Below are 22,169 nucleotides of genomic sequence, written 5' to 3' on the forward strand. Positions count from 1 at the left end.
CGACGCCCGGGGTTCACGGTGGCTCGGTCATCAGGCCCGCGCGGAAGGCCAGGACGACCAGCCGCACCCGGTCGCGGGCGTCGAGCTTGGTCAGCAGGCTGCGCACGTGGGCCTTGGCGGTACCCGGACTGATGTGCAGGCGAGCGGCGATCTCGCCGTTGGACAGCCCGTGCGCCACCAGGACCAGCACCTCACGTTCCCTGGCGGTGACGGGCAGCTGGATGACGGGCAGCGGGGTGGCCGGTGCCGGGACGGGCTCGGCGCGCGCGGTGAACTCGGCGATGAGCCTGCGGGTGACGCCGGGGGCCAGCTGGGCGTCACCGGCGGCCACGACGCGGATCGCGGCCAGCAGGTCCAGCGGCGGGGTGTCCTTGAGCAGGAAGCCGCGGGCACCGGCGCGCAGCGCGGCGTGCACGTGGTCGTCGAGGTCGAAGGTGGTCAGGACCAGTACCCGGGCCGCGGTGGCGGCGGTGACCAGGCCGGTGGCGGTCACGCCGTCCATCTCGGGCATCCGGACGTCCATCAGCACCACGTCGGGTCGCAGCTCCCGCGCGAGCTCCACCGCGCGCACCCCGGTGGCGGCCTCGCCCACGACGCACAGGTCCGCGGCCGAGTCGACGATCCCGCACAGGCCCGCGCGCACGAGGTGCTGGTCATCAGCGACGAGGACGCGCGTGGTCACCGGTCGTCCTCGACCGGGAACCTCGCCGTGACCAGGAACCCGCCACCGGGCACTGGTTCGGCGCGCAGCGTGCCACCGTGCGCGGCGAGCCGTTCGCGCATGCCGGTGAGGCCGTGGCCCGCGATCACCGGTCCGGCACCCGCACCCTGGTCCTCGACCTCGACACGCAGCTCGCGCTCACCCGCGACGATCGAGAGCCTGCACGACTGGGTGTCCGCGTGCTTCACGACGTTGGTGAGTGCCTCCTGCACGATCCGATAGGCCGATACGCCCAACCCCGCGGGCACCTCCAGGCTCCCGGTGACCTGGACGTCGACCCGAACCCCCGCCCGGGCGGTCCGGTCCAGCAGCGGCGACAGGTTCGCCAGCCCAGGCGGGTCGGTCTCGGTGCCGGGGCTCTCCCGCAGGACGCCGAGCAGCCTGCGCATCTCGACCAGCGTCTCCCGGCCGGTGGTCTCGATGACGCCGAGCGCCGCGCGGGCGTGTTCGGGCCGACCGTCGATCACCAGGTGCGCGTACCCGGCCTGCACGGTGATCACGCTCATGCTGTGCGCGACCACGTCGTGCAGGTCGCGGGCGATGCTCAGGCGTTGGGCGTTCGCGGCGGCGCGCGCCTGCTCGGCCTCGGCGAACGCGCGGTGGACCCGCTCGGCGGTGTAGGCGCGGTGCCGCCCGATCGCCAGTCCGACGACCCAGCCGAGCACCATGACCAGCACCGGGACCGCCGCGCCCGCCGAGCTGTCCCGGACCAGGACGCCCGTCACGGCGACGGCGAGCACGGCGGCGGCGATCGGCAGGCGGCGCGCGGCGGCGGTCGAGTAGAGGACGAGCGCCCACCCGAACGAACCCGGCCACGGGGGAAGCACCGCGACCGCCACCAACGCGGCCGCGACCAGCGGCCACCGACCGCGGAGCGCCACGGCCACAGCGGGCAGCACCGAGCAGACCACCCCGAGGGGACCGATCTGCGCGACCGCCGCGGCGATCCCACCGGGACTCAGCCGAAACGTCGCGTGTGGACCGCTGTCGGCGAACTGGAGCCCGCCGAGGACCACGGCGTACCCGACCGCGGCACACCGGTCGGCCCACCGGGCGATCCAGTCGCGACGCATGGCCGCAGCGTAGGGAAGCGGACGTGCGCGGCCATCAGCCCACGGGCGTATTCCCCCGGGCTCAGGCGGTCGCGCGGAACACGGCCACGGGCAGACGACCGGGCGTCCGGTCCCGCGCCATCGTGGTCCCGTCACCGCACCCGCAGGAGGTCACATGAGAACCCTTGTCCGACCGGTCGTCCTGGCCGCCGCCGTCGTGCTGTCGGTGGGCTCGTCGCACGGCACCGCGGCCGCGAGCCCGCTGCGGCTCACGCTGCCCCCGCCCACCGGCCCGAACGCGGTGGGCACCACCTCGCTGCACCTGGTCGACCGATCCCGAACCGATCCACTCAGCACGCCGCCCGCGCCCCGCGAGCTGATGATCAGCCTCTGGTACCCCACCCGAGACGTCACCGGCCACCCGGTCGTCCCCTGGCTGCCCACCGCGGCCGCCGCACGATTCGCCCGCGACAACGGCCTGGCACCCGACGACATCCGGGTGCCCGACACCCATGGCCACGACGGCGCCCCCGTGGCGAGGTGCGGGGGCAGGCTGCCCGTGGTCCTCTACTCCCCCGGCAACGACTCGTTCCGCTCGGCCAACACCGTGGTCGTCGAGGAACTGTCGAGCCGGGGCTACCTGGTGGTCACGGTCGACCACACCCACGACGCCCTTGTCGAGTTCCCCGGCGGCCGGGTCAGCACCCCGGTCCCCGACGGCCCCGAGACCGGGACGCTGGTCGCCGAGGCCCGGGTGGCCGACGTCCGGTTCGTCCTCGACCAGCTGGCGGTCCTCGACCAGGGCGGCAACCCCGACGCCGAGGGCCACGCGCTCCCGACCGGCCTGCGCGGCGCGCTGGACCTGACCCGGGTCGGAATGTTCGGCTACTCGGCCGGTGCCGCCACGACCGCCACCACCCTGTACCAGGACAGGCGCGTGCGAGCGGGCATCAGCGTGGACGGGCCGGTCACCGGTCCGGTGGTCACCGCGGGTCTAGACCGGCCCTACTTGCTCATGGACGGCCGAGCCACCCGCGCTGGCGTACCCGACCTGCAGACATTCTGGTCGAACCTGCGGGGTTGGCGGCGCGACATCGCGCTGACCGGCGCGGCGCACTCGACCTACGGCGACTTCGCCGTGGTCCTCCCGCAAGCCGCGGTACTGCTGGGACTCACCAAGGAGGACGTCGAGGCCGAGATCGGCACCGTGGCCCCGGACCGGGCGGTCGCCGTCCAGCGGGCCTACCCGGCCGCGTTCTTCGACCGGCACCTGCGCCACACCGGCCACCTGCTCGACGGCCCCTCACCGCGGTTCCCGGAGATCACCTTCATCCCCTGACCCACGGAGAAGCAGAGCGCGGTACGGACTCGAGCCGGTGTTCGCCCCGCGGACACCGGCTCGGTCCGCGTGTGCGGTCCGCGTGTGCGGTCCGCCGCAGGGCCGCGGTCAGGCCCTCGTAGTCGCTGTCACTCGGGGGCCGGCGCGATGGCCTCGCCCGGGAACCGGACGCGTTCGCCCCCGACCCCACCGGTGAGGCGCTTGTACTCCTGGCGGGTCACCGACATGTAGCGCTCGTCGCCCCCGATCTCGATCTGCGGGCCACCGGCGACCGCGTTGCCGAAGGCGTCGGTGCGCACCGTCATCGTGGCCTTCCGACCGGTGTGGCAGATGGTCTTGATCTCCACCAGGGAGTCCGCCCACGCCAGCAGGTACTGGCTGCCCTCGAACAGCTCACCGCGGAAGTCCGTGCGCAGCCCGTAGGCCAGCACCGGGATCCCCAGCCGGTCCACCACGTCGCTGAGCTGCCACACCTGCGCCTTGGTCAGGAACTGGGCCTCGTCCACCAGCACGCAGTGCGGCTTCACCCCCGCCGCCACCACCTCGAACAGGTCCTCCGCGGGATCGAAGACGCGCCCCGGCGCCGCCAGCCCGATCCGCGAGACCACCATGCCCTCCCCGTCCCGGTCGTTGACCCGGGGCGTGAAGATCAGCGTGGTCATCGACCGCTCGTGGTAGTTGTACGCGCTCTGCAACAGCGTGGTGGTCTTCCCGGCGTTCATCGCCGAGTAGTAGAAGTACAGCTTCGCCAACGGTTCTCCCCGCGCCGGACCCACGAGCGACCGCGGCCGCACCTGTCCCAGGAGTATCGCCCACTCGACCATCCGCACGAGCACCCGCTCACCGAACCGCGCGCCGCCACCCCGGGCCTCCACCCGCGCCCGGGGAACACGAAGCGTCACGCCCCAGGTGGATCCCGTGCTCGGGCCCGCCGGCGCGGGTTGTCCGCCCGGTTCGACGGCCCCGCGCGGGATGCGGGCGACACGCGCCGGGGACACCGTCCTCGACGCGGACACGCAGACGTCCGGTGTCGACACGGAGAGTGATCCGACTACGGAGGATGGCGCAACCGTACCGGCTACGGTCCGTCATCGGGTGGTGCGTGGGCGACACCACCGACCAGGCCACCGCGGGACCGCCTCCGAAGTCCAAGGGTGGCTCGCGTTCGCCTGAACCCCAGGTCTCCGGCTAACATCCCCCGAGTGGGTGAGATGTTCGCGTCGTTTGTGCGTTAACGCGTCACAAAGCAGACGGCGTGGCATCTCTTAGGAGGATGCTGTTGTTGACGGGTGAAGCTTGTCACCCTGTGCGACCACAGCGAGGGGAACGGGAATCATTTTCCCGATCCGCTCGTTGCACAGGGTAAGCAACACCCTGGCCCGCCCCGTCGGGCCCAGTGAAAGGACACCGCTATGGCCGACCGTGTTCTCCGTGGTAGCCGGCTTGGGGCGGTCAGCTACGAGACTGACCGCAATCACGACCTCGCCCCCCGCCGTACGGTCCGGTACGCGTGCCCGAAGGGCCACGACTTCGAGGTGCCGTTCAGCGACGACGCCGAGGTCCCCTCGGTCTGGGAGTGCCGGCTGCACGGCACCGAGTCCAAGATGCTCGACGGCACCGAGCCCGAGCAGGCCAAGAAGGTGAAGCCGCCGCGCACGCACTGGGACATGCTGCTCGAGCGGCGCACGATCTCCGAGCTGGAGGATCTGCTCGCCGAGCGCCTCACCGAGCTGCGCGGACGCCGCAGCCGCACCGCCTGAGGCGCGCGTGCACTGACCACACCGTGAAACGACGGCCGCCCGGGACCCCCAGCCGGGCGGCCGTCCACGTGTCCGGGGCAGCCGTCCACGCGGGCACCGCTGTGTCGAGCTCATAGCGGGGTCCGCGTCCGGTCCGCTGTCGGAACGGACGGGCGTGGCAGGTGGGTGACCAGGGTCGTCCGGCGGTTCCCAGGCGGCCGGGCGCGGCCGGCATCCTGCGTGGCATGAGCAGCAGCACGCGGGCCATCGCAGGCTCCCCCGAGAGCCGGGCCGTCGCCGCCGAGCGGATGACGTTCTTCACCGACGCGGTCCTCGCCATCGCCATGACCCTGCTCGCCCTGGACCTGCCGGTGCCCGAGGGCGCGACCAACGCCGAGGTCCTGCACTCCTTCGGCGAGCACCGCGGGGAGTACATGGCGTTCCTGATCAGCTTCCTGGTCATCGCCGCGCACTGGCGCAGCCACCACGGCCTCTACCGCTACGTGGGGTCGATGACACCGCGGCTGAGCGGGCTCAACACCGCCTGGCTGCTCACCCAGGTCGTCACCCCGTTCGCCACGAAGGTGATCACCGGCGAGTCCGCGTTCGAGACCCGGTTCATCTTCTACGCGGTGGTCCAGACGCTGGCGGGCGGGCTGTTCCTGCTCATGCTCCGGCAGATCCGCCGCCACCGCCTCTACCGGGACGACACCCCGCCGGAGGTGCTCACCGACGTGGGCACGGGCGCGCTGGCGATGGCCTTGGCGTTCGTGGTGTCGATCCCGGCGGCGCTGTTCACGCACTGGGCATACCTGTGCTGGGCCGCGCTGCCGCTGGCCGACTCGGTCCTGCGCGGCCTGCGGCGGCACCGGACCGCCTCACCGGCCTGACCCGCGCGATCCGGCCCGCGCCGGTGGCGGGGCCGGATCGCGGTCCTCAGCGCTTGAACAGGGACTTGAGCTGGTTGCCCCGGCGGCGCAGGCCCCACTTGGTGACCCGGATGTAGGCCTCGCGGACGATGTTGCCGCTCATCTTCGACTCGCCGCGCTCGCGCTCGGCGAAGGTGATCGGCACCTCGACCACGGTGAACCCGGCCTCGATGGTGCGCCACGCCAGGTCGATCTGGAAGCAGTAGCCCTGCGAGGCCACCGTGTTCAGCTTGAGCTTCTCCAGCACCGCGCGCCGGAACGCCCGGTAGCCGCCGGTGATGTCCTTGGGCTTGGCGCCCAGCGCCAGCCGCGCGTAGAGGTTGCCGCCGCGGGAGAGGAACTCCCGGTGCCACGGCCAGTTGACCACCGAGCCACCGGGCACGTACCGCGAGCCGAGCACCAGGTCGGCGTCGGTGAGCGCGGCCAGCAGCCGGGGCAGGTCCTCCGGGGCGTGCGAGCCGTCGGCGTCCATCTCCACGACCACCGCGTAGTCGCGCTCGAGCGCCCAGCCGAACCCGGCGATGTAGGCCGCGCCCAGGCCCGCCTTCTCGGTGCGGTGCAGCACGTTGACCCGGCTGTCGGCCACGGCCATCTCGTCGGCGATGTCGCCGGTGCCGTCGGGGCTGCCGTCGTCGACGACGAGCACGTGCGCCGCGGGCACCGCCGCGTGCAGCCTGGCCACGATCGGCCGGATGTTCTCCCGCTCGTCGTAGGTCGGGATCACCACCAGCACCGGATCGAGCTGGCCGTGGTCCTGCGGCTGGTCCGCCATCGAAAAACCTCCCCGACGGTGTGCGTCCACCGCCTAGCTACGCCTGTACGTGGTCACCCGCCGCGGACGGCACATCCCGCGGGGCAGGCCGCCTGCGCCTGCCCGCGACCAGTCCGACGACCAGCGCGGCGAGTGCCGCGGCAACCATGGCCCGCTCGGGCCAGGCACCCAATCGGTCCGCCATCGTAGTCGCCGTGCGCAGCGGCACGCGCTCGACCAGCGCTTCCGGGGTGAACAGCCCGGTGCTGGCGGCCACCGAGCCGTCCGGGCGCACGATCGCCGACACCCCGCTGGTGGCCGCCACGACCACCGCGCGGCCGTGCTCGACCGCGCGGACGCGGTCCATCGCGAGCTGCTGGTAGGTCATCTCGCTGCGGCCGAAGGTGGCGTTGTTGGTGGGGATCGCCAGCAGGTTCGAGTCGTTGCGCACCGAGTCGCGCACGACGTCGTCGAAGGCGACCTCGTAGCAGGTGGCCAGCGCGACCCGGGCCGAGCCCATGGTGAACACGGTGGCCTCGGTGCCGGGCACGAACCGGCCCGCGCGGTCGACCGCGCTGGTGAACAGCCGGAAGAACCCGCGCCACGGCATGGTCTCGCCGAAGGGCTGGAGCTGGCGCTTGGTGTAGCGGTCGACCGGGCCGCGCTGCGGGTCCCAGAGGATCACGGTGTTGCGCGGCAGGCCGTCGGTGGGGTCGACCACGACCGCGCCCAGCGCGATCGGCACGCCGACGTCCTTGGCGGCGCGGTCGATCAGCTCGAAGGCGTCCCGGTTGCGCAGCGGGTCGATGTCGGAGGCGTTCTCCGGCCAGATCACCAGGTCCGGGCGGGCCACCTTGCCCGCGCGGACGTCGGCGGCCAGCTGCTGGGTGCGCTTGACGTGGTTGTCGAGCACCGCGCGCCGCTGGGCGTTGAAGTCCAGGCCCGCGCGCGGGACGTTGCCCTGCACGGCCGCCACGGTGACCTCGCCCGCCTGCGGGTCGGTGCCCACCAGCGGCCAGGCGCCCGCGGCCGCCACCAGGGGCAGCACGGCGGCCAGGACCGGTGCCAGGACCAGCCGGGGCGCGAGCTCGCGGGCGTGCGCGCGGCGGGCCAGCTCACCGAGGCCGAAGCCGGTGAGGGCGACCGCGAGGGCGATCAGCGGGGTGCCGCCGAGGGCGGCCAGCGACAGGAACGGGCCCTCGGGCTGACCGAAGGCGATCTTGCCCCAGGGGAAGCCGCCGAACGGGAACAGCGCGCGCAGGAACTCCCCGGCGACCCAGGTCAGCGCGGCCCACAGCACGCCGCCGCGCAGCCTGGCGACGATCGGGACCGCCGCGCACGGGACGCCGACGAGCAGGGCCTCCAGGGCGCTGAGCGGCAGCCAGGCGACCGGGCCGACGAACACCCCGGTCCAGGCCAGCAGCGGGGTCATCAGGCCGAGGCCGAACAGGAACCCGTAGCCCAGTCCCGCGCGGGCGCCGCGCCCGTGCAGGACCCAGCCGAGGACGGCGAACCCGATCGGCGCGAGCCACCACAGCGGGCGCGGGGGGACGCTGAGGTACACCAGCGCGCCCGCGGCCAGCACGGCCAGGCAGCGCAGCAGCACCGGCAGGCGGCGGGCGCGGGCGGGGGTGTCTTGACCGTCGAGCCGGGGCTCCGGGGACACGGCGGGGGCTACCACCCGCTCAGCGTACGGCGCGGGCCCTGAGCTGCCCGTTCCGGGAATCGGCTCGGGGATCGCCAGGTCAGCGCCAACACTCAAGGTGAAGTAGAGGGTTAAGGTGAGCGGAGTCTCAGTCTCAAGTGGAGAGTTACCCGAAATTCGTTCGCGCCCGGCGCCGGGTCGCGCTGCTAGCGTCGCGGCCGTGACGGTCTCGCAGCAGTCCAGGGTCGAGTTCGACGCCGAGGTGACCTTCCGCAACGGCGGGTCGCTCAGCGTGCGCGGCTTTCGGCTGGACTCCCCCACCCCGGAGCTGACCGACGCCGAGGTGGCCGACCTGCTGGTGCGCCACCTCGGGCTGCTGATGGTGGGCGCGGTGACGGTGGCCAACCGCCGGATGATCACCGAGGCGCACAAGGGCTCGCGAGGCGTTGAGACCGAGCGGCCGCCGGGTCGGCTGGTGGACCTGAGCCACCCCATCCACCACGGCATGGTCACCTACCCGGGCCTGCCCGCGCCGGAGATCTCCGACCACCTGAGCCGGGAGACCTCCCCGTCGGTCTACGGGCCGGGCACCGAGTTCCAGATCGGGCGGATCAGCATGGTCGCCAACACCGGGACCTACCTCGACAGCCCGTTCCACCGCTACGCCGGCGGCACCGACCTCGCGGGCCTGCCGCTTGAGCGGCTGGCCGACCTCGACGCGCTGGTCGTGCGGGTGGCGGGCGACGGGCTGCGCGCGGTCGACAAGGCGGCCCTGCTGCCCTTCGACGTGACCGGCCGCGCGGTCCTGGTGCACACCGGGTGGGACGCGAACTGGGGCACCGAGGCCTACTTCAGCGGCCACCCGTACCTGACCGCCGACGCCGCCGAGTGGCTGGTGGGGCAAGGAGCGGCGCTGGTGGGGATCGACAGCCTCAACATCGATGGCACCGACGGCACCGACCGCCCGGTGCACACCGCGCTGCTGGCGGCGGGCATCCCGATCGTGGAGCACCTGCGCGGCCTGGCGGAGTTGCCCGCCGACGGGTTCCGGTTCCACGCCGTGCCCGCCCCGGTGGTCGGGTTCGGGACGTTCCCGGTGCGCGCCTACGCGGTGCTCTGAGGTGCGGGTCGACGAGATCGCCGCCCCCGGTGAGGGCCCCTACGGGGTCGTGGCCGGTCCGGACGGGGCGCTGTGGGTGACGCTCGTGCACGCGGGCGCGGTCGTACGGGTCGCGCCCGACGGGCGGCTCGAGCGGTTCGACGTGGGCGCGGGCTCCGGCCCGACGGTGATCACCACGGGTCCCGACGGGGCGGCGTGGTTCAGCCGGATGCGGGACGGGCGACTCGGGCGGATCACGACCGCGGGTGAGCAGACCTCGATCGCGGTCGCGGGCTCCCCGTACGGGATCGCGGTGGGGCCGGACGGCACGGTGTGGTTCACCGACACCACCGCCGACCGGATCGGCCGGATCTCCGCCGAGGGCGTGCTCGACGCGGTGGAGCTACCGGTCACGGGCGGGTTCGCGGCCATGATCACGGTCACCCCGGACGGCGCCGCCTGGTTCACGCTCAACCAGGCCAACGCGGTCGGCCGGATCGCGCCGACCGGCGAGGTGGACCTGTTCCCGCTACCCACCGAGGGCGCGGCGCCGGTCGGCGTCGCGGCGGCACCGGACGGGGCAGTGTGGTTCGCCGAGATCGGCGCGGGCGCCATCGGCCGGATCACCCCGGACGGGGCGATCACCGAGTTCCCGCTGCCCGACCGCGCAGGCCGCCCGCACGCGGTGGCCCCGGACGCGGCGGGCGGGTGCTGGTTCACCGAGTGGGCGGGCAACCGCGTCGGCCACGTCGACGCGGGCGGCACGGTGCGGTCGGTGGACCTGCCCACACCGGACTCGGAGCCGCACGGACTGGTGATCGGTCCCGACGGCACCGTCCACGCCGCGCTGGAGATCGGGAGCCTGGCTCGGGTAGGGCCCTCGGATCTGTCCTGACCCTGGTCAGAGCGGGCGGATCACACGGCAGGGGTTACCCGCGGCGAACACGCGCGGAGGCAGGTCGCGGGTGACCACGCTGCCCGCCCCTACCACGGTGTCGGCGCCGATGGTCACGCCCGCGCAGACGATGACGCCACCGCCGAGCCAGGTGTTGTCGCCGATGGTGATCGGGGCCGCGGTTTCCCAGCGCTGCCTGCGGGCCTCGTGGTCGGCCATCGGGTGCAGCGCGGTGAGCAGCTGCGCGCGCGGGCCGATGGACACGTCGTCGCCGATCACGATCGGCGCGCAGTCCATCAGGATGGCGTCGTAGTTGACGAAGCTGTTGGCGCCGATCCGGACCAGGTGGCCGTAGTCGCACTGCAGCCGGGGCATCACCCACGAACCGGGCCCGATCGCGCCGAACAGCTCGGCCAGGATCGTGCCGCGCAGGGCGTCCTCGCCCGCGCGGGTGGCGTTGAAGCGGTCGAGGAGCCGCTGGCAGGCCAGGCGCTCCGCGACCAGTTCGGGGTCGCTGTCGCGGTAGCGCTCGCCGCGCAGCATCCGCTCCTTCTGCTCACCCACCTGTTCCACCAGCCCCGTCGGTTCAGTCCTGGTCGGCCAAGAGGCGTTTGACGACCTTGCCGGTGGCGTTGCGGGGGACCTTGCGCACGAAGAACACGTCGCGGGGGACGGAGAAGCGCTCCAGGTGCTCGTGGATGAAGTCCTGGACCGCGGTGGCGCCGAGGCGGGCGCCGGGCTTGAGCGCGAGGTAGGCGGCGAAGCGCTGGCCGAACTCCCGGTCCGGCACGCCGACCACCGCGGCGTCGGCGACCCCGTCCAGGCTCAGCAGGAGCTCCTCGACCGGGCGGGGGAAGACGTTCTCGCCACCGGAGACGATCATGTCGTCGTCGCGGCCGGAGACGAACAGCCTGCTGTCGGCGTCGAGGTAGCCGCGGTCGCCGGTGACCATCAGGTCGTCGTGCATCTCGTTGCTGGTGCCGTTGGTGTAGCCCTCGAACAGCATCTCGTTGCCCACGCAGATGCGCCCGACCGCCCCCGGCGGCACCGGGTCGCCCTCGCCGTCGAGGATGCCGACCCGGGTGCCGACCGGGCAGCGGCCCGCGGTGGTCGGGGCGGCGCGCAGGTCGGCGGGGGTGGCGATGCTGGCCCAGGAGACCTCGGTGGAGCCGTAGAGGTTGTAGAGGATGTCGCCGTAGGCGTCCATGAACGCGGTGACCAGCGACCCGGGCAGCGCCGACCCGCTGGAGGCCACCACGCGCAGGCTCGAGGTGTCGTGGCGCTCGCGGACCCGGGCGGGCAGCGCCATGATCCGCTGCAGCATCACCGGCACGGCGATCAGCGCGGTGCAGCGCCGCTCGGCGATGGCGGCGAGTGTCGCCTCGGCGTCGAAGCGGCGCTGCAGGACCAGGGTGGCGTGCAGCGGCATGCCCAGCTGCACCGCGGCCAGGCCCCAGGTGTGGAACAGCGGCGCGGCCACCAGGATCCGCTCGCCCGAGCGCAGCGGGATGCGGGAGAACACCGACGTGGCGGCGCCCAGGCCGGAGGGGTTGCGCCTGCGGGCGCCCTTGGGGGTGCCGGTGGTGCCCGAGGTGAGCACGATGATCTTGCCGGGCGCGGCGGGCGGGCGCACCGGGGTGGGCCGGGCCGCGGCGATCACGCCGTCGACCGAGAGGGTGCCGGGGGCGGCGCTCCAGGTGGAGATCCAGCGCAGCGACGCGGGCAGGTGGTGGAACAGCGGGGCGAACTCGTCGTCGGCGAGCAGCACGATCGGGCGGTGCTGCTCGACCAGGTCGGCCAGCTGGTCGGCGGACAGGCCGGTGTTGAGCAGCAGCACGTCGGCGCCGAGCTTGCCGCAGGCGATGGTGGCCTCGACCAGGCCCGCGTGGTTGCGGCACATGACCGCGACCCGGCGCCCGTGCCGCACGCCGTACTCGGCGAGCCCGTTGGCCAGCCGGTCGGTGCGCCGGTCCACCTCCTCGAAGGTGAGCGTGCCGCGCTCGTCGACCAGCGCGAGCCCGGCGGGGACGCGCGCGGCGGCGGCGCGGTAGCCGCCGACCAGGGTGGCGCCCCAGCGGGCCAGCGCGCCGAGCTGGCGGGCCACCCGGTCCGGTCGCGCCGGGGACAGCACCCCCGCGCGGGCCAGGGTGCGCGCGACGGTGAGCGTCGACTGCCCGCGGGCGGCCTGGTCGATGCGGGTGGGCGACATGGTCAGGGCGCGGCCGGAGAGGTGGTGGTCGACGCGCACGAGGGCCTTGCGGATCCGCTTGCGCAGCCACGCCCCGGTGAGGGTGGTGCCCGCGGTGAGGTTCTCGGGCAGCGACAGCACGACCTCGACCAGGGTGCGCCCGCCCGCGGCCGGGTCGAGCCGGATCGACAGGTGCCCGCCCGCCCAGGCCGGGCCGACCAGCACCAGGTGCTCGGCGGGCCGGTTCACCAGCACCTCGACCCGGTCGTGCACGGGGGTGCCGCGGCCGACGCAGAACCGGACCCGGTACTGGGCGTTGCGGCCCGCGCCCGCGCCGACCCGGTCGGCGGCGGCGATCTCCCTGGCGAAGCGCGGGTAGAGGGCGGGGTCGCCCAGCACCTCCCACACCCGGTCCGGCGCGTGGTCGAGGAGCTGCTCCACCTCGACGAGCTCGGTCGGCATGGTCCTCCGTCATCGGTGCGGTGGGCGGGGCCGCGATCAGGGGTTGGTTTGGCTTGTTATCAGCGAATCGCCGGCGGGGGCAAGCACGGATACCGCCGATCGGAGCAATCGCGGTGAAGATCACTCACTCGGCGCAGTGGGTCAACCCGTCTGCGCCGTTCGGGGTATCACCATCGTGTCATTACATCGTGACCGGTCGGTATCGGGCCGGTGTCCGAGCCGACGGGTCACCACACGCCGAGCGCGGCGACCTGGACGGCGCCCGCGAGGTCGGCGCCCAACCGGGCGAGCGGACGAGTGGCGCGCGGCCGTCAGCGAGGGAGACCAGCTCGCGCATCCGCGACAGCGGCAGCTCACGGCGGACCTGGGCGGCCGGATGCACCTGGTGCCGGTGCGGCACGAATCACAGCCGGCAGACGGTGTGCGAGCCCCGGCCGGGGCCGGGTCAGCCGGGGACGACGACGGTGCCCTTGGCGGTGGTGACCACGACCGGCGGGTCGAGCACGTCGGCGGCCGAGGGGCCTCGGTCGGGGGCGGCGCGGCAGGTGACCCTGGCCTCGAACTCGATGCCGCGCGAGCGGGTGCCGACGCGGACCAGGGTGGCGGTGGCCTCGATCATGTCGCCCGCCTGGACCGGGGCCAGGAACTCCACGGAGGAGTACCCGGCGAAGAGGCCCTCGTCGCCGTCGGTGCGCACGCACAGCTCGGTGGCGACGTCGCCGAACAGGCCGAGGCTGTAGGCGCCGTCGACCAGGTTGCCGCCGTAGTGGGCGTGCGAGTGCGCGACGTAGTGGCGGTGGGTGACCGAGGTGCCCACGGTGGCGCTCATGCTCGGACCGTCTCCTTCTTCTTCGCCGCTGTGGTCTTGGGGGCCTTCGGGGCCTTGCCCGCCGAGGACGTGCCAGGGGCGTCGGGTGCGGTGGGGACGTGCTTCTGGGCGACGGCGTGGGCGAGGTAGCTGGCGACCTCGCCGGGTGTGGTGCCGCGGCTGAACACGCGGTCCACGCCCAGCTCCCCCGCCATCCGGGGGTCGAAGCGGGGGCCGCCCGCGATGAGCAGCGGGCGCCGCTCCCCCATCGCCTCGCGGAAGGCCGCCGACATCTCCTGGGTGTTGAGGATGTGGGCGTCGCGCTGGGTCACCACCTGGGAGACCAGCACGGCGTCGGCCTTCTCCGCGCGCGCGCGTTTGACCAGGTCGGGCACGGCGACCTGGGCGCCGAGGTTCACCACCCGCAGTTCCCGGTAGTACTCCAGGCCCTTCTCGCCCGCGAAGCCCTTGATGTTGAGGATGGCGTCGATGCCCACGGTGTGCGCGTCGGTGCCGATGCACGCCCCGACCACGACGAGCTTGCGCCGCAGCAGCCGCTTGAGGGCGGTGTTGACCTCGCCCGGGGGCAGCAGCGGGTACTCGCGCTCGACGACCACGACCTCGGCCATGTCAACGATGTGGGTGACCGAGCCGTAGACGACGAAGAAGGTGAAGTCCGGGCCGATGGGGTTGGCGTGCACGACCATGGCCGGGTCGATGCCCATCTTGTTCGCCAGCAGCAGCGCGGCGCCCTCGGCGCGCGGGCCGTGCGCGACGGGCAGGGTGAAGGACACCTGGACCATGCCGTCGCCGCTGGTGTCGCCGTAGGGGCGGACGTGCCGCTTCTCGGTCATTTCTCCGCTCCCTCGTCGAGCAGGTCACTGGCGGGGTTGAGGTAGCCCGCGGCCTTGGCGACCACGCCGTCGGCGCCGCGGCCCTGGTCGGCGGGGCGCTTCATCAACCCGAAGGTGCCCCGGGCGATGGCGTCGAGCAGGCCGTCGTCGACGATGCGGCCGAGCAGGTCGACGGCCTCGCCGAGGACCTGGTGGGCGCGTTTGACGATCAACCCGTCGGGGGCGGGCCGGAAGTCCTCGGCCAGGCCGCCCGCGGCGTCGAGCACGTAGCGGACGTTGGCCAGGGCCAGGTCGCGGTCGGACAGGAACGGGGTCACCACGGCCTCGGTCATCATCCCGACCAGCAGGATCGACTGGCCGGTGAGCACCCCGGCGAGGTTGAAGAACCCGTCGAGCAGGTAGCCGTTGAACACGTCGCCGGTCATGTGCTTGGTCGGCGGCATCCACTTGAGCGGCGCGTCCGGGAACAGCTCGCGGGCCAGCAGGGCGTGCGCGAGCTCCAGCCGGAACGAGTCGGGCACCCTCGGGTTGATCTCGAAGGCGTGGCCCAGGCCGAGCAGCGGGTCGGGCAGCCCGGCCTCGTGCGCGAAGTGCTCGTTGAGCAGCTGGGACACGGTGACGGTGTGCGCGGCGTCGACGGCGTCGGCAGTGGTGAGGTAGTTGTCCTCGCCGGTGTTGATGATGATCCCGGCGCGGGCGTGCACCTGGCGGGAGAACCGCTGGTCGACGAAGGTGCGGATCGGGTTGATGTCGCGGAAGAGGATCCCGTACATCGAGTCGTTGAGCATCATGTCCAGCCGCTGCAGCCCGGCGAGCACGGCGATCTCGGGCATGCACAGGCCGGAGGCGTAGTTGGTGACCCGCACGTAGCGGCCGACCTCCTTGGACACCTCGTCCATGGCCGCCCGCATGATCCGGAAGTTCTCCTGGGTGGCGTAGGTGCCCGCGAACCCGTGGTGGGTGGCGCCCTCGGGCACGTAGTCGATCAGCGACTGCCCGGTGGAGCGGATCACCGCGATGATGTCGGCGCCGGCGCGGGCGGCGTTGGCGGCCTGGACCACGTCCTCGTCGATGTCGCCGGTGGCCACGATGAGGTAGATCCACGGGCGCCGCGGCGGGTCGCCGAGCCGGGCGACGAGCTTGTCGCGCTGGGCGCGGTTGCGGTCGACGGTGCGCAGGCCCTTGGCGACGGCGGCGCGCGCGGCCTTGGCGGCCCGGACGGCGTCGCGACCGGTGGGCAACGTGTACCGGACCTGCCCGGCGGCGGTGGCCTCGGCCAGTTCGGTGAGCGAACCCAGGTCGTGCTCGCGCAGGGCGTGGAACACCGGCAGCGACACCCCGTGCTCGAGGCCGCAGTGCTCGACGACGGCGTCGACCACCCGGTTGACCCAGGGGACGTCGCCCGCGCGGTGGGTGCTGTCGGCGCCGGTGATCCCGGCCAGCCGCAGGGTCGCGCGCTCGACCGAGACGGTGGTGTGCGAGCGGGCGATCTCGACCACCGGGGCGGCGGCCGCGGCCGCCAGCCGCCGGGCGGTGGCCACGACCTCGGGGTCCAGGTCAAGCAGGGCCATCGGGGCTCCCTTCGCCGCGGTCGAAGATCGTGCGACCGCGCAGCACGGTGCGCAGGCAGGTGGGCGAGTCGGCGCCGGTGTCCAGCGGCGGCAGGCCGGGGACGCGGGACCGCGGGTCGGTCGACCAGCGCTGCACCCGGCTGTCCGGCGCCGCGACGACCAGCTCGGGGGCGTCCCACACCGCGAAGGTGGCGGGGGCGCCGGGCACGAGGGTGCCGGTGAGGCCATCGTCGACCCCGCCCGCGCGCCAGCCGCCGCGGGTGTGCGCGGTGAACGCCGCCCGTGGGGACAGGCCCGAACCCTCGGTGCGGTGGTGCACCGCGGCGCGCACGGTGGCCCACGGGTCGACCCTGGTGACCGGGGCGTCGGAGCCCAGCGCGAGCACGACCCCGGCGGCGGCGAGGCGGGCGAACGGGTTGAGCGCGACGCCGCGCCCGGGTCCGAGGCGGTCGACGTACATGCCGTCGGGGCCGCCCCAGGCGGCGTCGAACAGCGGCTGCACGGAGGCGACCACACCCCACTGGCCGAGCCGGTCGGCCTGCTCGGGGGTGACCATCTCCAGGTGTTCCAGGCGGTGGCGGGCGCCGGCGAGCGCGGGCCGCCCGAGGTCCGCCTCGGCCAGGGCGAACGCCTCGACCACCTCGGTGACCGCGGCGTCGCCGATGACGTGGAAGCCGGCTTGCAGACCCGCCCGCGTGCAGGTGATCAGGTGCTCGGCGATCTGGCGCGCGTCGAGGTAGAGCGCGCCGCTGGTGTCGGCGTCGGCGTAGGGCGCGCACAGCGCCGCGGTCCGCGAGCCGAGGGCGCCGTCGACGAACAGGTCCCCGGCCAGGCCGCGGACGCGGTGGCGGGCGGCGAGGTCGGCGGTGCCGCGCTCGCCCCAGTAGCCGACGACCTCGGGCAGATCGCCGCCCGCGCGGGCGAGCAGGTCGGCGAGGTCGTCGGCGCCGGAGATGTCGGGGCCCGCGCACTCGTGCACGCAGGCGATGCCCATCGACGCGGCGTGCCGCAGGAACTCGTGCTGGGCCTGGGCGCGCTGGGCGGGGGTGATCGCGTCCTGGGCGGCGCGGCGGACGCGGTGGTGGGCGTCCTTGGTGAGCGGGCCGTCGGCGCTGAAGCCGTCGGCGTCGCGGGTGCCGGGGGCGCGGTCGAGCAGGGCGGTGGACACCAGCGCGGAGTGCACGTCGACCCGGGAGAGGTAGACCGCGGCGCCCTCGGCGGCGGCGTCGACCTCGGCGCGGGTCGGCGGTCGGCGCTCGGGCCAGGCGGTCTCGTCCCAGCCGTGGCCCCACACCAGGCCGTGGCCGGTGCCGCGCACATGCTCGGTCAGCGCGGTCAGGCACTCGGCCAGCGAGGCCGTGGTGGTGAGGTCGAGGCCGGTGCGCAGCAGGCCCGCGGAGGTGGCGTGCACGTGGGCGTCGACGAACGCGGGCGCGACGAACGCGCCGTCGAGCTCGACGACCTCGTCGGCGCCCTCGTGCAGGGCGCGGCCGGCGGAGTCCTGGCCCAGCCACACGACGACGCCGTCCTGCACGGCCAAGGCGGTGGCGTGGGGGTCGGCCGGGGAGTGGACGCGGCCGCCGATCAGCAGAGTGGTGCTCACGGGGCCTGAGTCTCGCGGGCGGTGAACAGCGCGCGCACCCCGGGCTCGGCGCGCAGCAGGTCGAGCGCGAACGCTGCGTGGCCGGGGACGTAGCCGTTGCCCACGAGCATCCGCACGTCGGCGGCCAGGCCCTCGGCGCCGAGGGCGGCGGCGGGGAACGAGGTGGCCATGGAGAAGAACACGACGGTGCCGCCGTCGGCGGTGGCCAGGATCGCGCCGTGCTCGCAGCCCGGCACGTCCACGCAGACCACGGTCACGTCGACGGGCTTGCCCACCGCGGCGGCGACGGCCACCGGGTCGCGGGCGTCGGCGAGCACGACCTCGTCGGCCAGCCCGGCCGCGCGCACCGCGGCGGCCTCGGCCACGGTGGGCACCAGCGCGACGACCCGGGTGGCGCCCGCGCGGCGGGCGGCTGCCAGGGACAGCGACCCGGACTTGCCGCCCCCGCCGAGCACGCACACCGACGCCCCCTGGCCCGTCTCGCGGACCACCCGGTCGGTGAGCGCGGGGGCGCCGCAGACGTCGAGGACCGACAGCGCCAGCGCGTCCGGCAGGTCCGCGGGCAGCACGGCGGCGATCGAGCGCCCGAACAGCACCGCGGTCCCGGCGCAGGGCACCTGCTCGCCCTCGCCGTCCCAGTCGGCCAGGCCGTCGGTGATCCGCAGCGGGGTCAGGGTGAGCGAGACCAGGGTGGCGATCCGATCGCCCACCGCCAGGCCCAGCGGCGAGTCGGGGCCGACGGCGCGCACGGTGCCCAGCAGCATCCCGCCGGACCCGGTGACCGGGTTCTGCATCTTGCCGCGCTCGTCGACGATCGCCAGCACCGCCGCGCGCACGGCCGCGCCGCTGCCGTGCTGCTCGCGCAGCTGCCGGTAGGACGCGGCGTCGAGGTTGAGCCGCTCGACGTCGACCACGACCTCGTCGGCGTAGGGCCGGGGGTCGGGGTCGAGGCGGTGCGCCTGCTGGGGCAGCACCCCGGGCGGGTCGAGCACCCGGTGCAGCCCGAACGGCGACGCGGCCTGAGAACCCTCGGTCACTCCAGTGCCCTTCAGTAAGTTTTACGGCTAGCGTGTGCTCTGGCAGCATATCTTTACGCCACCCTAGCGGCTAGGAGTACAAATGACTGCGTTGCACGATGTCGGGGCTCGGGACACCACCGTGTCCGCGGCCGTGGACCAGGCGGGCCACCAGCCCTACGAGTACGTCCGCCGCGAGCTCGTCGAGCCGGACTGGCGCCGCTTTCCCGGCTGGGCCCGGGTGACCGACGCGCAGTGGCGCGACGCGCAGTGGCAGCGGGTGAACTGCGTCAAGAACGAGCGGCAGCTGCGCAGGGTCGTCGGCGACCTGCTCGCCGACTCGTTCTACGACGAGCTCGCCGCCGACCAGGAGCACCTGGCCACGATGTCGATGCTGCTGCCCCCGCAGATGCTCAACACCATGGCGCCCACCGCCGAGCCCGCGGACTTCACCGAGGCGTTCTTCGCCGACCCGGTCCGCCGCTACATGCTCCCGGTGCGCTCCGACCGCGACCCGGTCTGGCCCAGCCACCCGCACTCCGAGCGCGACTCGCTGCACGAGGCCGAGATGTGGGTGGTCGAGGGCCTGACCCACCGCTACCCCACCAAGGTCCTCGCCGAGCTGCTCTCCACCTGCCCGCAGTACTGCGGCCACTGCACCCGGATGGACCTGGTCGGCAACTCCACCCCGCAGGTCGACAAGCACAAGCTCGTCCTCAAACCGGTCGACCGGCAGGACCAGATGATCGACTACCTGCGCCGCACCCCCGGGGTGCGCGACGTGGTGGTCTCCGGCGGCGACGTCGCCAACGTGCCGTGGAAGCAGCTGGAGTCGTTCCTGATGCGACTGCTCGACATCGAGACCGTGCGCGACATCCGGCTCGCCACCAAGGCGCTGGCGGGCCTGCCGCAGCACTGGCTGCAGGACTCGGTGGTCGAGGGCCTGGAGCGGGTCGCCCGCACCGCCGCGCGGCGCGGGGTGAACCTGGCCATCCACACCCACGTCAACCACGCCCAGTCGGTGACGCCGCTGGTGGCCGAGGCGGCGCGCACGGCGCTGGAGGTGGGCGTGCGCGACGTGCGCAACCAGGGCGTGCTCATGCGCGGGGTCAACGCGACCCCCGAAGCGCTGCTGGACCTGTGCTTCGCGCTGCAGGGAGAGGCGAACATCCTCCCGTACTACTTCTACATGTGCGACATGATCCCCAACGCCGAGCACTGGCGGGTCGCGGTGTGGGAGGCCCAGGAGCTCCAGCACGCGATCATGGGCTACCTGCCCGGTTACGCCACGCCGCGGATCATCTGCGACGTGCCCTACGTCGGGAAGCGCTGGGTGCACCAGCTCGCCGAGTACGACCGCGAGCGCGGCGTGTCCTACTGGACGAAGAACTACCGCGCGGGCACCGAGCGGGTGGAGGCCGAGGAGGCCGCGGCGATCCTGAGCCGCCGCTACCCCTACTACGACCCGATCACCACCCTGCCCGAGGCCGGGCAGAAGTACTGGCGCGACAGCCCCCTGGGCTAGACCCGCCCACCAGCCAACGCCGCCGCCCAGCCGGGTCGGGCGGCCGGGACCACCCCGGCCGCCCGACCCGGCCCACCCCCGAACGGCCGTCGACACCTGTCGTGGGGCAGCTGTCAGCGGGTTTCCGACCGCCGCCGCGGTGCGCAAGACTCCACCACCCGGCCGCCGACCCGGCGGCCAGTGCATCAAGGAGTAGGGCGTGCTCAACCGCAGAAGACGGGCGCTCGCGGCGACCCTCGCGGCCGCGGCGGCCGTGGGGCTGGCCGTCGGGGCCACCCCGGCCCAGGCCGCACCGGACCACCAGACCGCCGTCGCGACCTCCCAGCACACCGACATCGCCGAGCGGCTGCGGGCGATCCCCGGGCTGACCGTGGTGTCCGAGTCGGCCACCCCGCCCGCCGGGTACCGGTTCTTCCTGCTCACCTACAAGCAGCCGGTCGACCACCGGCACCCGCGCGGGGCGAGCTTCGAGCAGCGGTTCCAGCTGCTGCACAAGGACACCGCGCGCCCGATGGTGCTGCACACCACCGGCTACAACATGTCCACCAACGCGTTCCGCTCCGAGCCCACCCGGCTCGTCGACGGCAACCAGATCTCGGTGGAGCAGCGGTTCTTCACCCCGTCGCGGCCCTCGCCCGCCGACTGGGACGACCTGGACATCTGGCAGGCCGCCACCGACCACCACCGCATCGTCGCCGCGCTCAAGCCGGTCTACCCGGCCAAGTGGATCTCCACCGGCGCCAGCAAGGGCGGCATGACCTCGGTCTACCACCGCCGCTTCTACCCAGGCGACGTCGACGGCGTGGTCGCCTACGTCGCGCCCAACGACGTCAACAACCCGGCCGACCGCGCCTACGACCGGTTCTTCGCCACCGTCGGCACCGACGCCGCCTGCCGCACCCGGCTCGAGGACGTCCAGCGCGAGGCCCTCAAGCGGCGCACCGCGCTGGTCGCCAAGTACCAGGCCGCCGCCACCGCCGCGGGCTGGACCTTCGACAAGGTCCTGGGCTCGATCGACAAGGCCTACGAGATGACGGTGCTCGACACCGAGTGGGCGTTCTGGCAGTACTCGCTGCAGTCGGACTGCCCGACCGTGCCCGCCAAGACCGCGACCGACGACGAGCTCTACGCCTTCATCGACACCATCGCGGGCTTCGCCTTCTACGCCGACCAGGGCATCACCCCGTACGCGCCGTACTACTACCAGGCCGCCACCCAGCTGGGCTGGCCGCAGCCGCGCTTCGAGCACCTGCGCGGACTGCTCCGCTACCCGGGCCTCTACCAGGCGAACTCGAGCCTGCCCAAGGACCTGCGCTCGCCGCACGACCCGCGGGCGATGATCGACGTGGACAAGTGGGTCCGGTCGCAGGGGTCGCAGTTCCTGTTCGTCTACGGGTCGAACGACCCGTGGGGCGCCGAGCAGTTCGTGCCCAGCCGCCGGGACTCGCACCTGTACGTGGCGCCGGGGGCGAACCACGGGGCGAACATCGCGGCGTTGGTGCCGGCTGAGCGGGATGCCGCTACGGCGACGTTGCAGCGGTGGGCTGGGGTGAGTGCGTCGCGGTCGGCGTTGGACGGGGTCACTGACCTTGATCGGGCTGAGCCGCGGAATGAGCGTCGGCCGCTTTAGGTCTGCTGCTGGTTCCTGCTTCCCTACGCACGATTGTGCCTACGGACTGGACGGGTGTGTCAAAGCGGAAAGATGCCTTGACACACCCGTCCAGTCCGTGTTTGGGCTGCGTATGGAATGCAGGGCGGGGAGTGGGCAGCGGGGCGGGTTGGGTTGCCGGGCTGAGGTTGGTGGGTGGCAGTGCTCGGGCTGGACAATCGCCAGGTGTGGGTGTCGGGCTGCCGGAACCGGAGGCGGGGTTTTGGCGGGAGGGTGCCCGGGTCGGGTGTGACGGGGTGCTTGATCTTGGTTGCTGACTGTCATGGGGGGATCTCGACTGGGTTTCTTTTCCCTCGTCAGCGC

19 protein-coding genes are annotated in these 22,169 nt (G+C 73.4%); 7 read left to right on the plus strand and 12 right to left on the minus strand.

All coding sequences use genetic code 11. The annotated features are described in order from the left end of the window. Positions 1-13: 13 nt before the first annotated feature. Positions 14-682: a response regulator gene (locus tag QSK30_RS04325; RefSeq protein WP_285499730.1), complete on the minus strand. Its 669-nt coding sequence runs from the start codon at positions 680-682 to the stop codon at positions 14-16. Continuing rightward, positions 679-1,794, minus strand: a complete 1,116-nt coding sequence (locus QSK30_RS04330; protein WP_285499732.1) for a sensor histidine kinase — start codon at positions 1,792-1,794, stop codon at positions 679-681. Before QSK30_RS04330 ends, QSK30_RS04325 begins: the two co-directional genes overlap by 4 nt. A gap of 154 nt (positions 1,795-1,948) precedes the next feature. Between QSK30_RS04330 and QSK30_RS04335 the strand changes: the two genes are divergently transcribed. Continuing rightward, a complete protein-coding gene (locus QSK30_RS04335; protein ID WP_285499734.1) occupies positions 1,949-3,112 on the plus strand; it encodes an alpha/beta hydrolase family protein in 1,164 nt (387 codons plus the stop codon). Between the two features lie 128 nt (positions 3,113-3,240). Here QSK30_RS04335 and QSK30_RS04340 read toward each other — a convergent pair whose 3' ends face one another. Continuing rightward, positions 3,241-4,014, minus strand: a complete 774-nt coding sequence (locus tag QSK30_RS04340) for a thymidine kinase (protein ID WP_285499736.1) — start codon at positions 4,012-4,014, stop codon at positions 3,241-3,243. Positions 4,015-4,524: 510 nt separating this feature from the next. Between QSK30_RS04340 and QSK30_RS04345 the strand changes: the two genes are divergently transcribed. Next, positions 4,525-4,872, plus strand: coding sequence for an RNA polymerase-binding protein RbpA (locus QSK30_RS04345; protein WP_285499738.1), 348 nt, complete (start codon positions 4,525-4,527; stop codon positions 4,870-4,872). A gap of 224 nt (positions 4,873-5,096) precedes the next feature. Continuing rightward, positions 5,097-5,741, plus strand: a complete 645-nt coding sequence (locus QSK30_RS04350) for a TMEM175 family protein (RefSeq protein WP_285499740.1) — start codon at positions 5,097-5,099, stop codon at positions 5,739-5,741. A gap of 46 nt (positions 5,742-5,787) precedes the next feature. Here QSK30_RS04350 and QSK30_RS04355 read toward each other — a convergent pair whose 3' ends face one another. After that, positions 5,788-6,552, minus strand: coding sequence for a polyprenol monophosphomannose synthase (locus QSK30_RS04355; protein ID WP_285499742.1), 765 nt, complete (start codon positions 6,550-6,552; stop codon positions 5,788-5,790). 37 nt (positions 6,553-6,589) lie between these two features. After that, a complete protein-coding gene (gene lnt, locus QSK30_RS04360) occupies positions 6,590-8,212 on the minus strand; it encodes an apolipoprotein N-acyltransferase (RefSeq protein WP_285499743.1) in 1,623 nt (540 codons plus the stop codon). A gap of 184 nt (positions 8,213-8,396) precedes the next feature. Between lnt and QSK30_RS04365 the strand changes: the two genes are divergently transcribed. Both QSK30_RS04365 and QSK30_RS04370 read left to right on the plus strand, forming a co-directional pair. Further along, entirely contained in the window at positions 8,397-9,296 is a 900-nt protein-coding gene (locus tag QSK30_RS04365; RefSeq protein ID WP_285499745.1) for a cyclase family protein, read from the plus strand. A 1-nt stretch (position 9,297) separates the two neighbouring features. Next, positions 9,298-10,170, plus strand: a complete 873-nt coding sequence (locus tag QSK30_RS04370) for a Vgb family protein (RefSeq protein WP_285499746.1) — start codon at positions 9,298-9,300, stop codon at positions 10,168-10,170. Positions 10,171-10,176: 6 nt separating this feature from the next. Here the strand turns inward: QSK30_RS04370 and QSK30_RS04375 are convergent, their stop codons facing one another. From QSK30_RS04375 to kdd, 7 genes are all read right to left on the minus strand, one after another. After that, positions 10,177-10,734: a sugar O-acetyltransferase gene (locus QSK30_RS04375; RefSeq protein WP_285499747.1), complete on the minus strand. Its 558-nt coding sequence runs from the start codon at positions 10,732-10,734 to the stop codon at positions 10,177-10,179. A gap of 22 nt (positions 10,735-10,756) precedes the next feature. Continuing rightward, on the minus strand, positions 10,757-12,820 hold the full coding sequence (locus QSK30_RS04380; protein WP_285499749.1) for an AMP-binding protein: 2,064 nt from the start codon (positions 12,818-12,820) through the stop codon (positions 10,757-10,759). A 445-nt stretch (positions 12,821-13,265) separates the two neighbouring features. Continuing rightward, entirely contained in the window at positions 13,266-13,649 is a 384-nt protein-coding gene (kal, locus tag QSK30_RS04385; RefSeq protein ID WP_285499750.1) for a 3-aminobutyryl-CoA ammonia lyase, read from the minus strand. Beyond that, entirely contained in the window at positions 13,646-14,482 is an 837-nt protein-coding gene (gene kamE, locus QSK30_RS04390; protein WP_285499751.1) for a lysine 5,6-aminomutase subunit beta, read from the minus strand. Before kamE ends, kal begins: the two co-directional genes overlap by 4 nt. Continuing rightward, positions 14,479-16,053 carry a lysine 5,6-aminomutase subunit alpha gene (kamD, locus tag QSK30_RS04395; protein WP_285499754.1) on the minus strand — a complete coding sequence of 525 codons (1,575 nt, stop codon included), beginning with the start codon at positions 16,051-16,053 and terminating at the stop codon, positions 14,479-14,481. Before kamD ends, kamE begins: the two co-directional genes overlap by 4 nt. Then, complete coding sequence (locus QSK30_RS04400; protein WP_285499756.1) at positions 16,040-17,656, minus strand: amidohydrolase; 1,617 nt, start codon at positions 17,654-17,656, stop codon at positions 16,040-16,042. Before QSK30_RS04400 ends, kamD begins: the two co-directional genes overlap by 14 nt. Continuing rightward, the gene (kdd, locus tag QSK30_RS04405; RefSeq protein ID WP_285499757.1) at positions 17,653-18,693 is read right to left on the minus strand and encodes an L-erythro-3,5-diaminohexanoate dehydrogenase; all 1,041 of its coding nucleotides are present in this window, start codon (positions 18,691-18,693) and stop codon (positions 17,653-17,655) included. The genes QSK30_RS04400 and kdd overlap by 4 nt, the downstream gene beginning before the upstream one ends. An 82-nt stretch (positions 18,694-18,775) precedes the next feature. On the opposite strand from kdd, the gene QSK30_RS04410 reads away from it, so the two are divergent. Then, complete coding sequence (locus tag QSK30_RS04410; protein WP_285499759.1) at positions 18,776-20,197, plus strand: KamA family radical SAM protein; 1,422 nt, start codon at positions 18,776-18,778, stop codon at positions 20,195-20,197. 199 nt (positions 20,198-20,396) lie between these two features. Continuing rightward, the gene (locus tag QSK30_RS04415; RefSeq protein WP_285499760.1) at positions 20,397-21,827 is read left to right on the plus strand and encodes a serine protease; all 1,431 of its coding nucleotides are present in this window, start codon (positions 20,397-20,399) and stop codon (positions 21,825-21,827) included. Positions 21,828-22,169 lie beyond the last annotated feature (342 nt).

The organism is Actinokineospora sp. NBRC 105648 (assembly GCF_030269645.1).
Classification (GTDB): domain Bacteria; phylum Actinomycetota; class Actinomycetes; order Mycobacteriales; family Pseudonocardiaceae; genus Actinokineospora.

Bases quoted from the DNA above. Each gene is read 5' to 3' on its own strand.
- QSK30_RS04355 (WP_285499742.1), bottom strand. From the start codon at position 6,552: ATGGCGGACCAGCCGCAGGACCACGGCCAGCTCGATCCGGTGCTGGTG.
- QSK30_RS04330 (WP_285499732.1), bottom strand. From the start codon at position 1,794: ATGCGTCGCGACTGGATCGCCCGGTGGGCCGACCGGTGTGCCGCGGTC.
- kamE (WP_285499751.1), bottom strand. From the start codon at position 14,482: ATGACCGAGAAGCGGCACGTCCGCCCCTACGGCGACACCAGCGGCGAC.
- QSK30_RS04350 (WP_285499740.1), top strand. From the start codon at position 5,097: ATGAGCAGCAGCACGCGGGCCATCGCAGGCTCCCCCGAGAGCCGGGCC.
- QSK30_RS04380 (WP_285499749.1), bottom strand. From the start codon at position 12,820: ATGCCGACCGAGCTCGTCGAGGTGGAGCAGCTCCTCGACCACGCGCCG.
- kal (WP_285499750.1), bottom strand. From the start codon at position 13,649: ATGAGCGCCACCGTGGGCACCTCGGTCACCCACCGCCACTACGTCGCG.
- kamD (WP_285499754.1), bottom strand. From the start codon at position 16,053: ATGGCCCTGCTTGACCTGGACCCCGAGGTCGTGGCCACCGCCCGGCGG.
- QSK30_RS04335 (WP_285499734.1), top strand. From the start codon at position 1,949: ATGAGAACCCTTGTCCGACCGGTCGTCCTGGCCGCCGCCGTCGTGCTG.
- QSK30_RS04345 (WP_285499738.1), top strand. From the start codon at position 4,525: ATGGCCGACCGTGTTCTCCGTGGTAGCCGGCTTGGGGCGGTCAGCTAC.
- QSK30_RS04410 (WP_285499759.1), top strand. From the start codon at position 18,776: ATGACTGCGTTGCACGATGTCGGGGCTCGGGACACCACCGTGTCCGCG.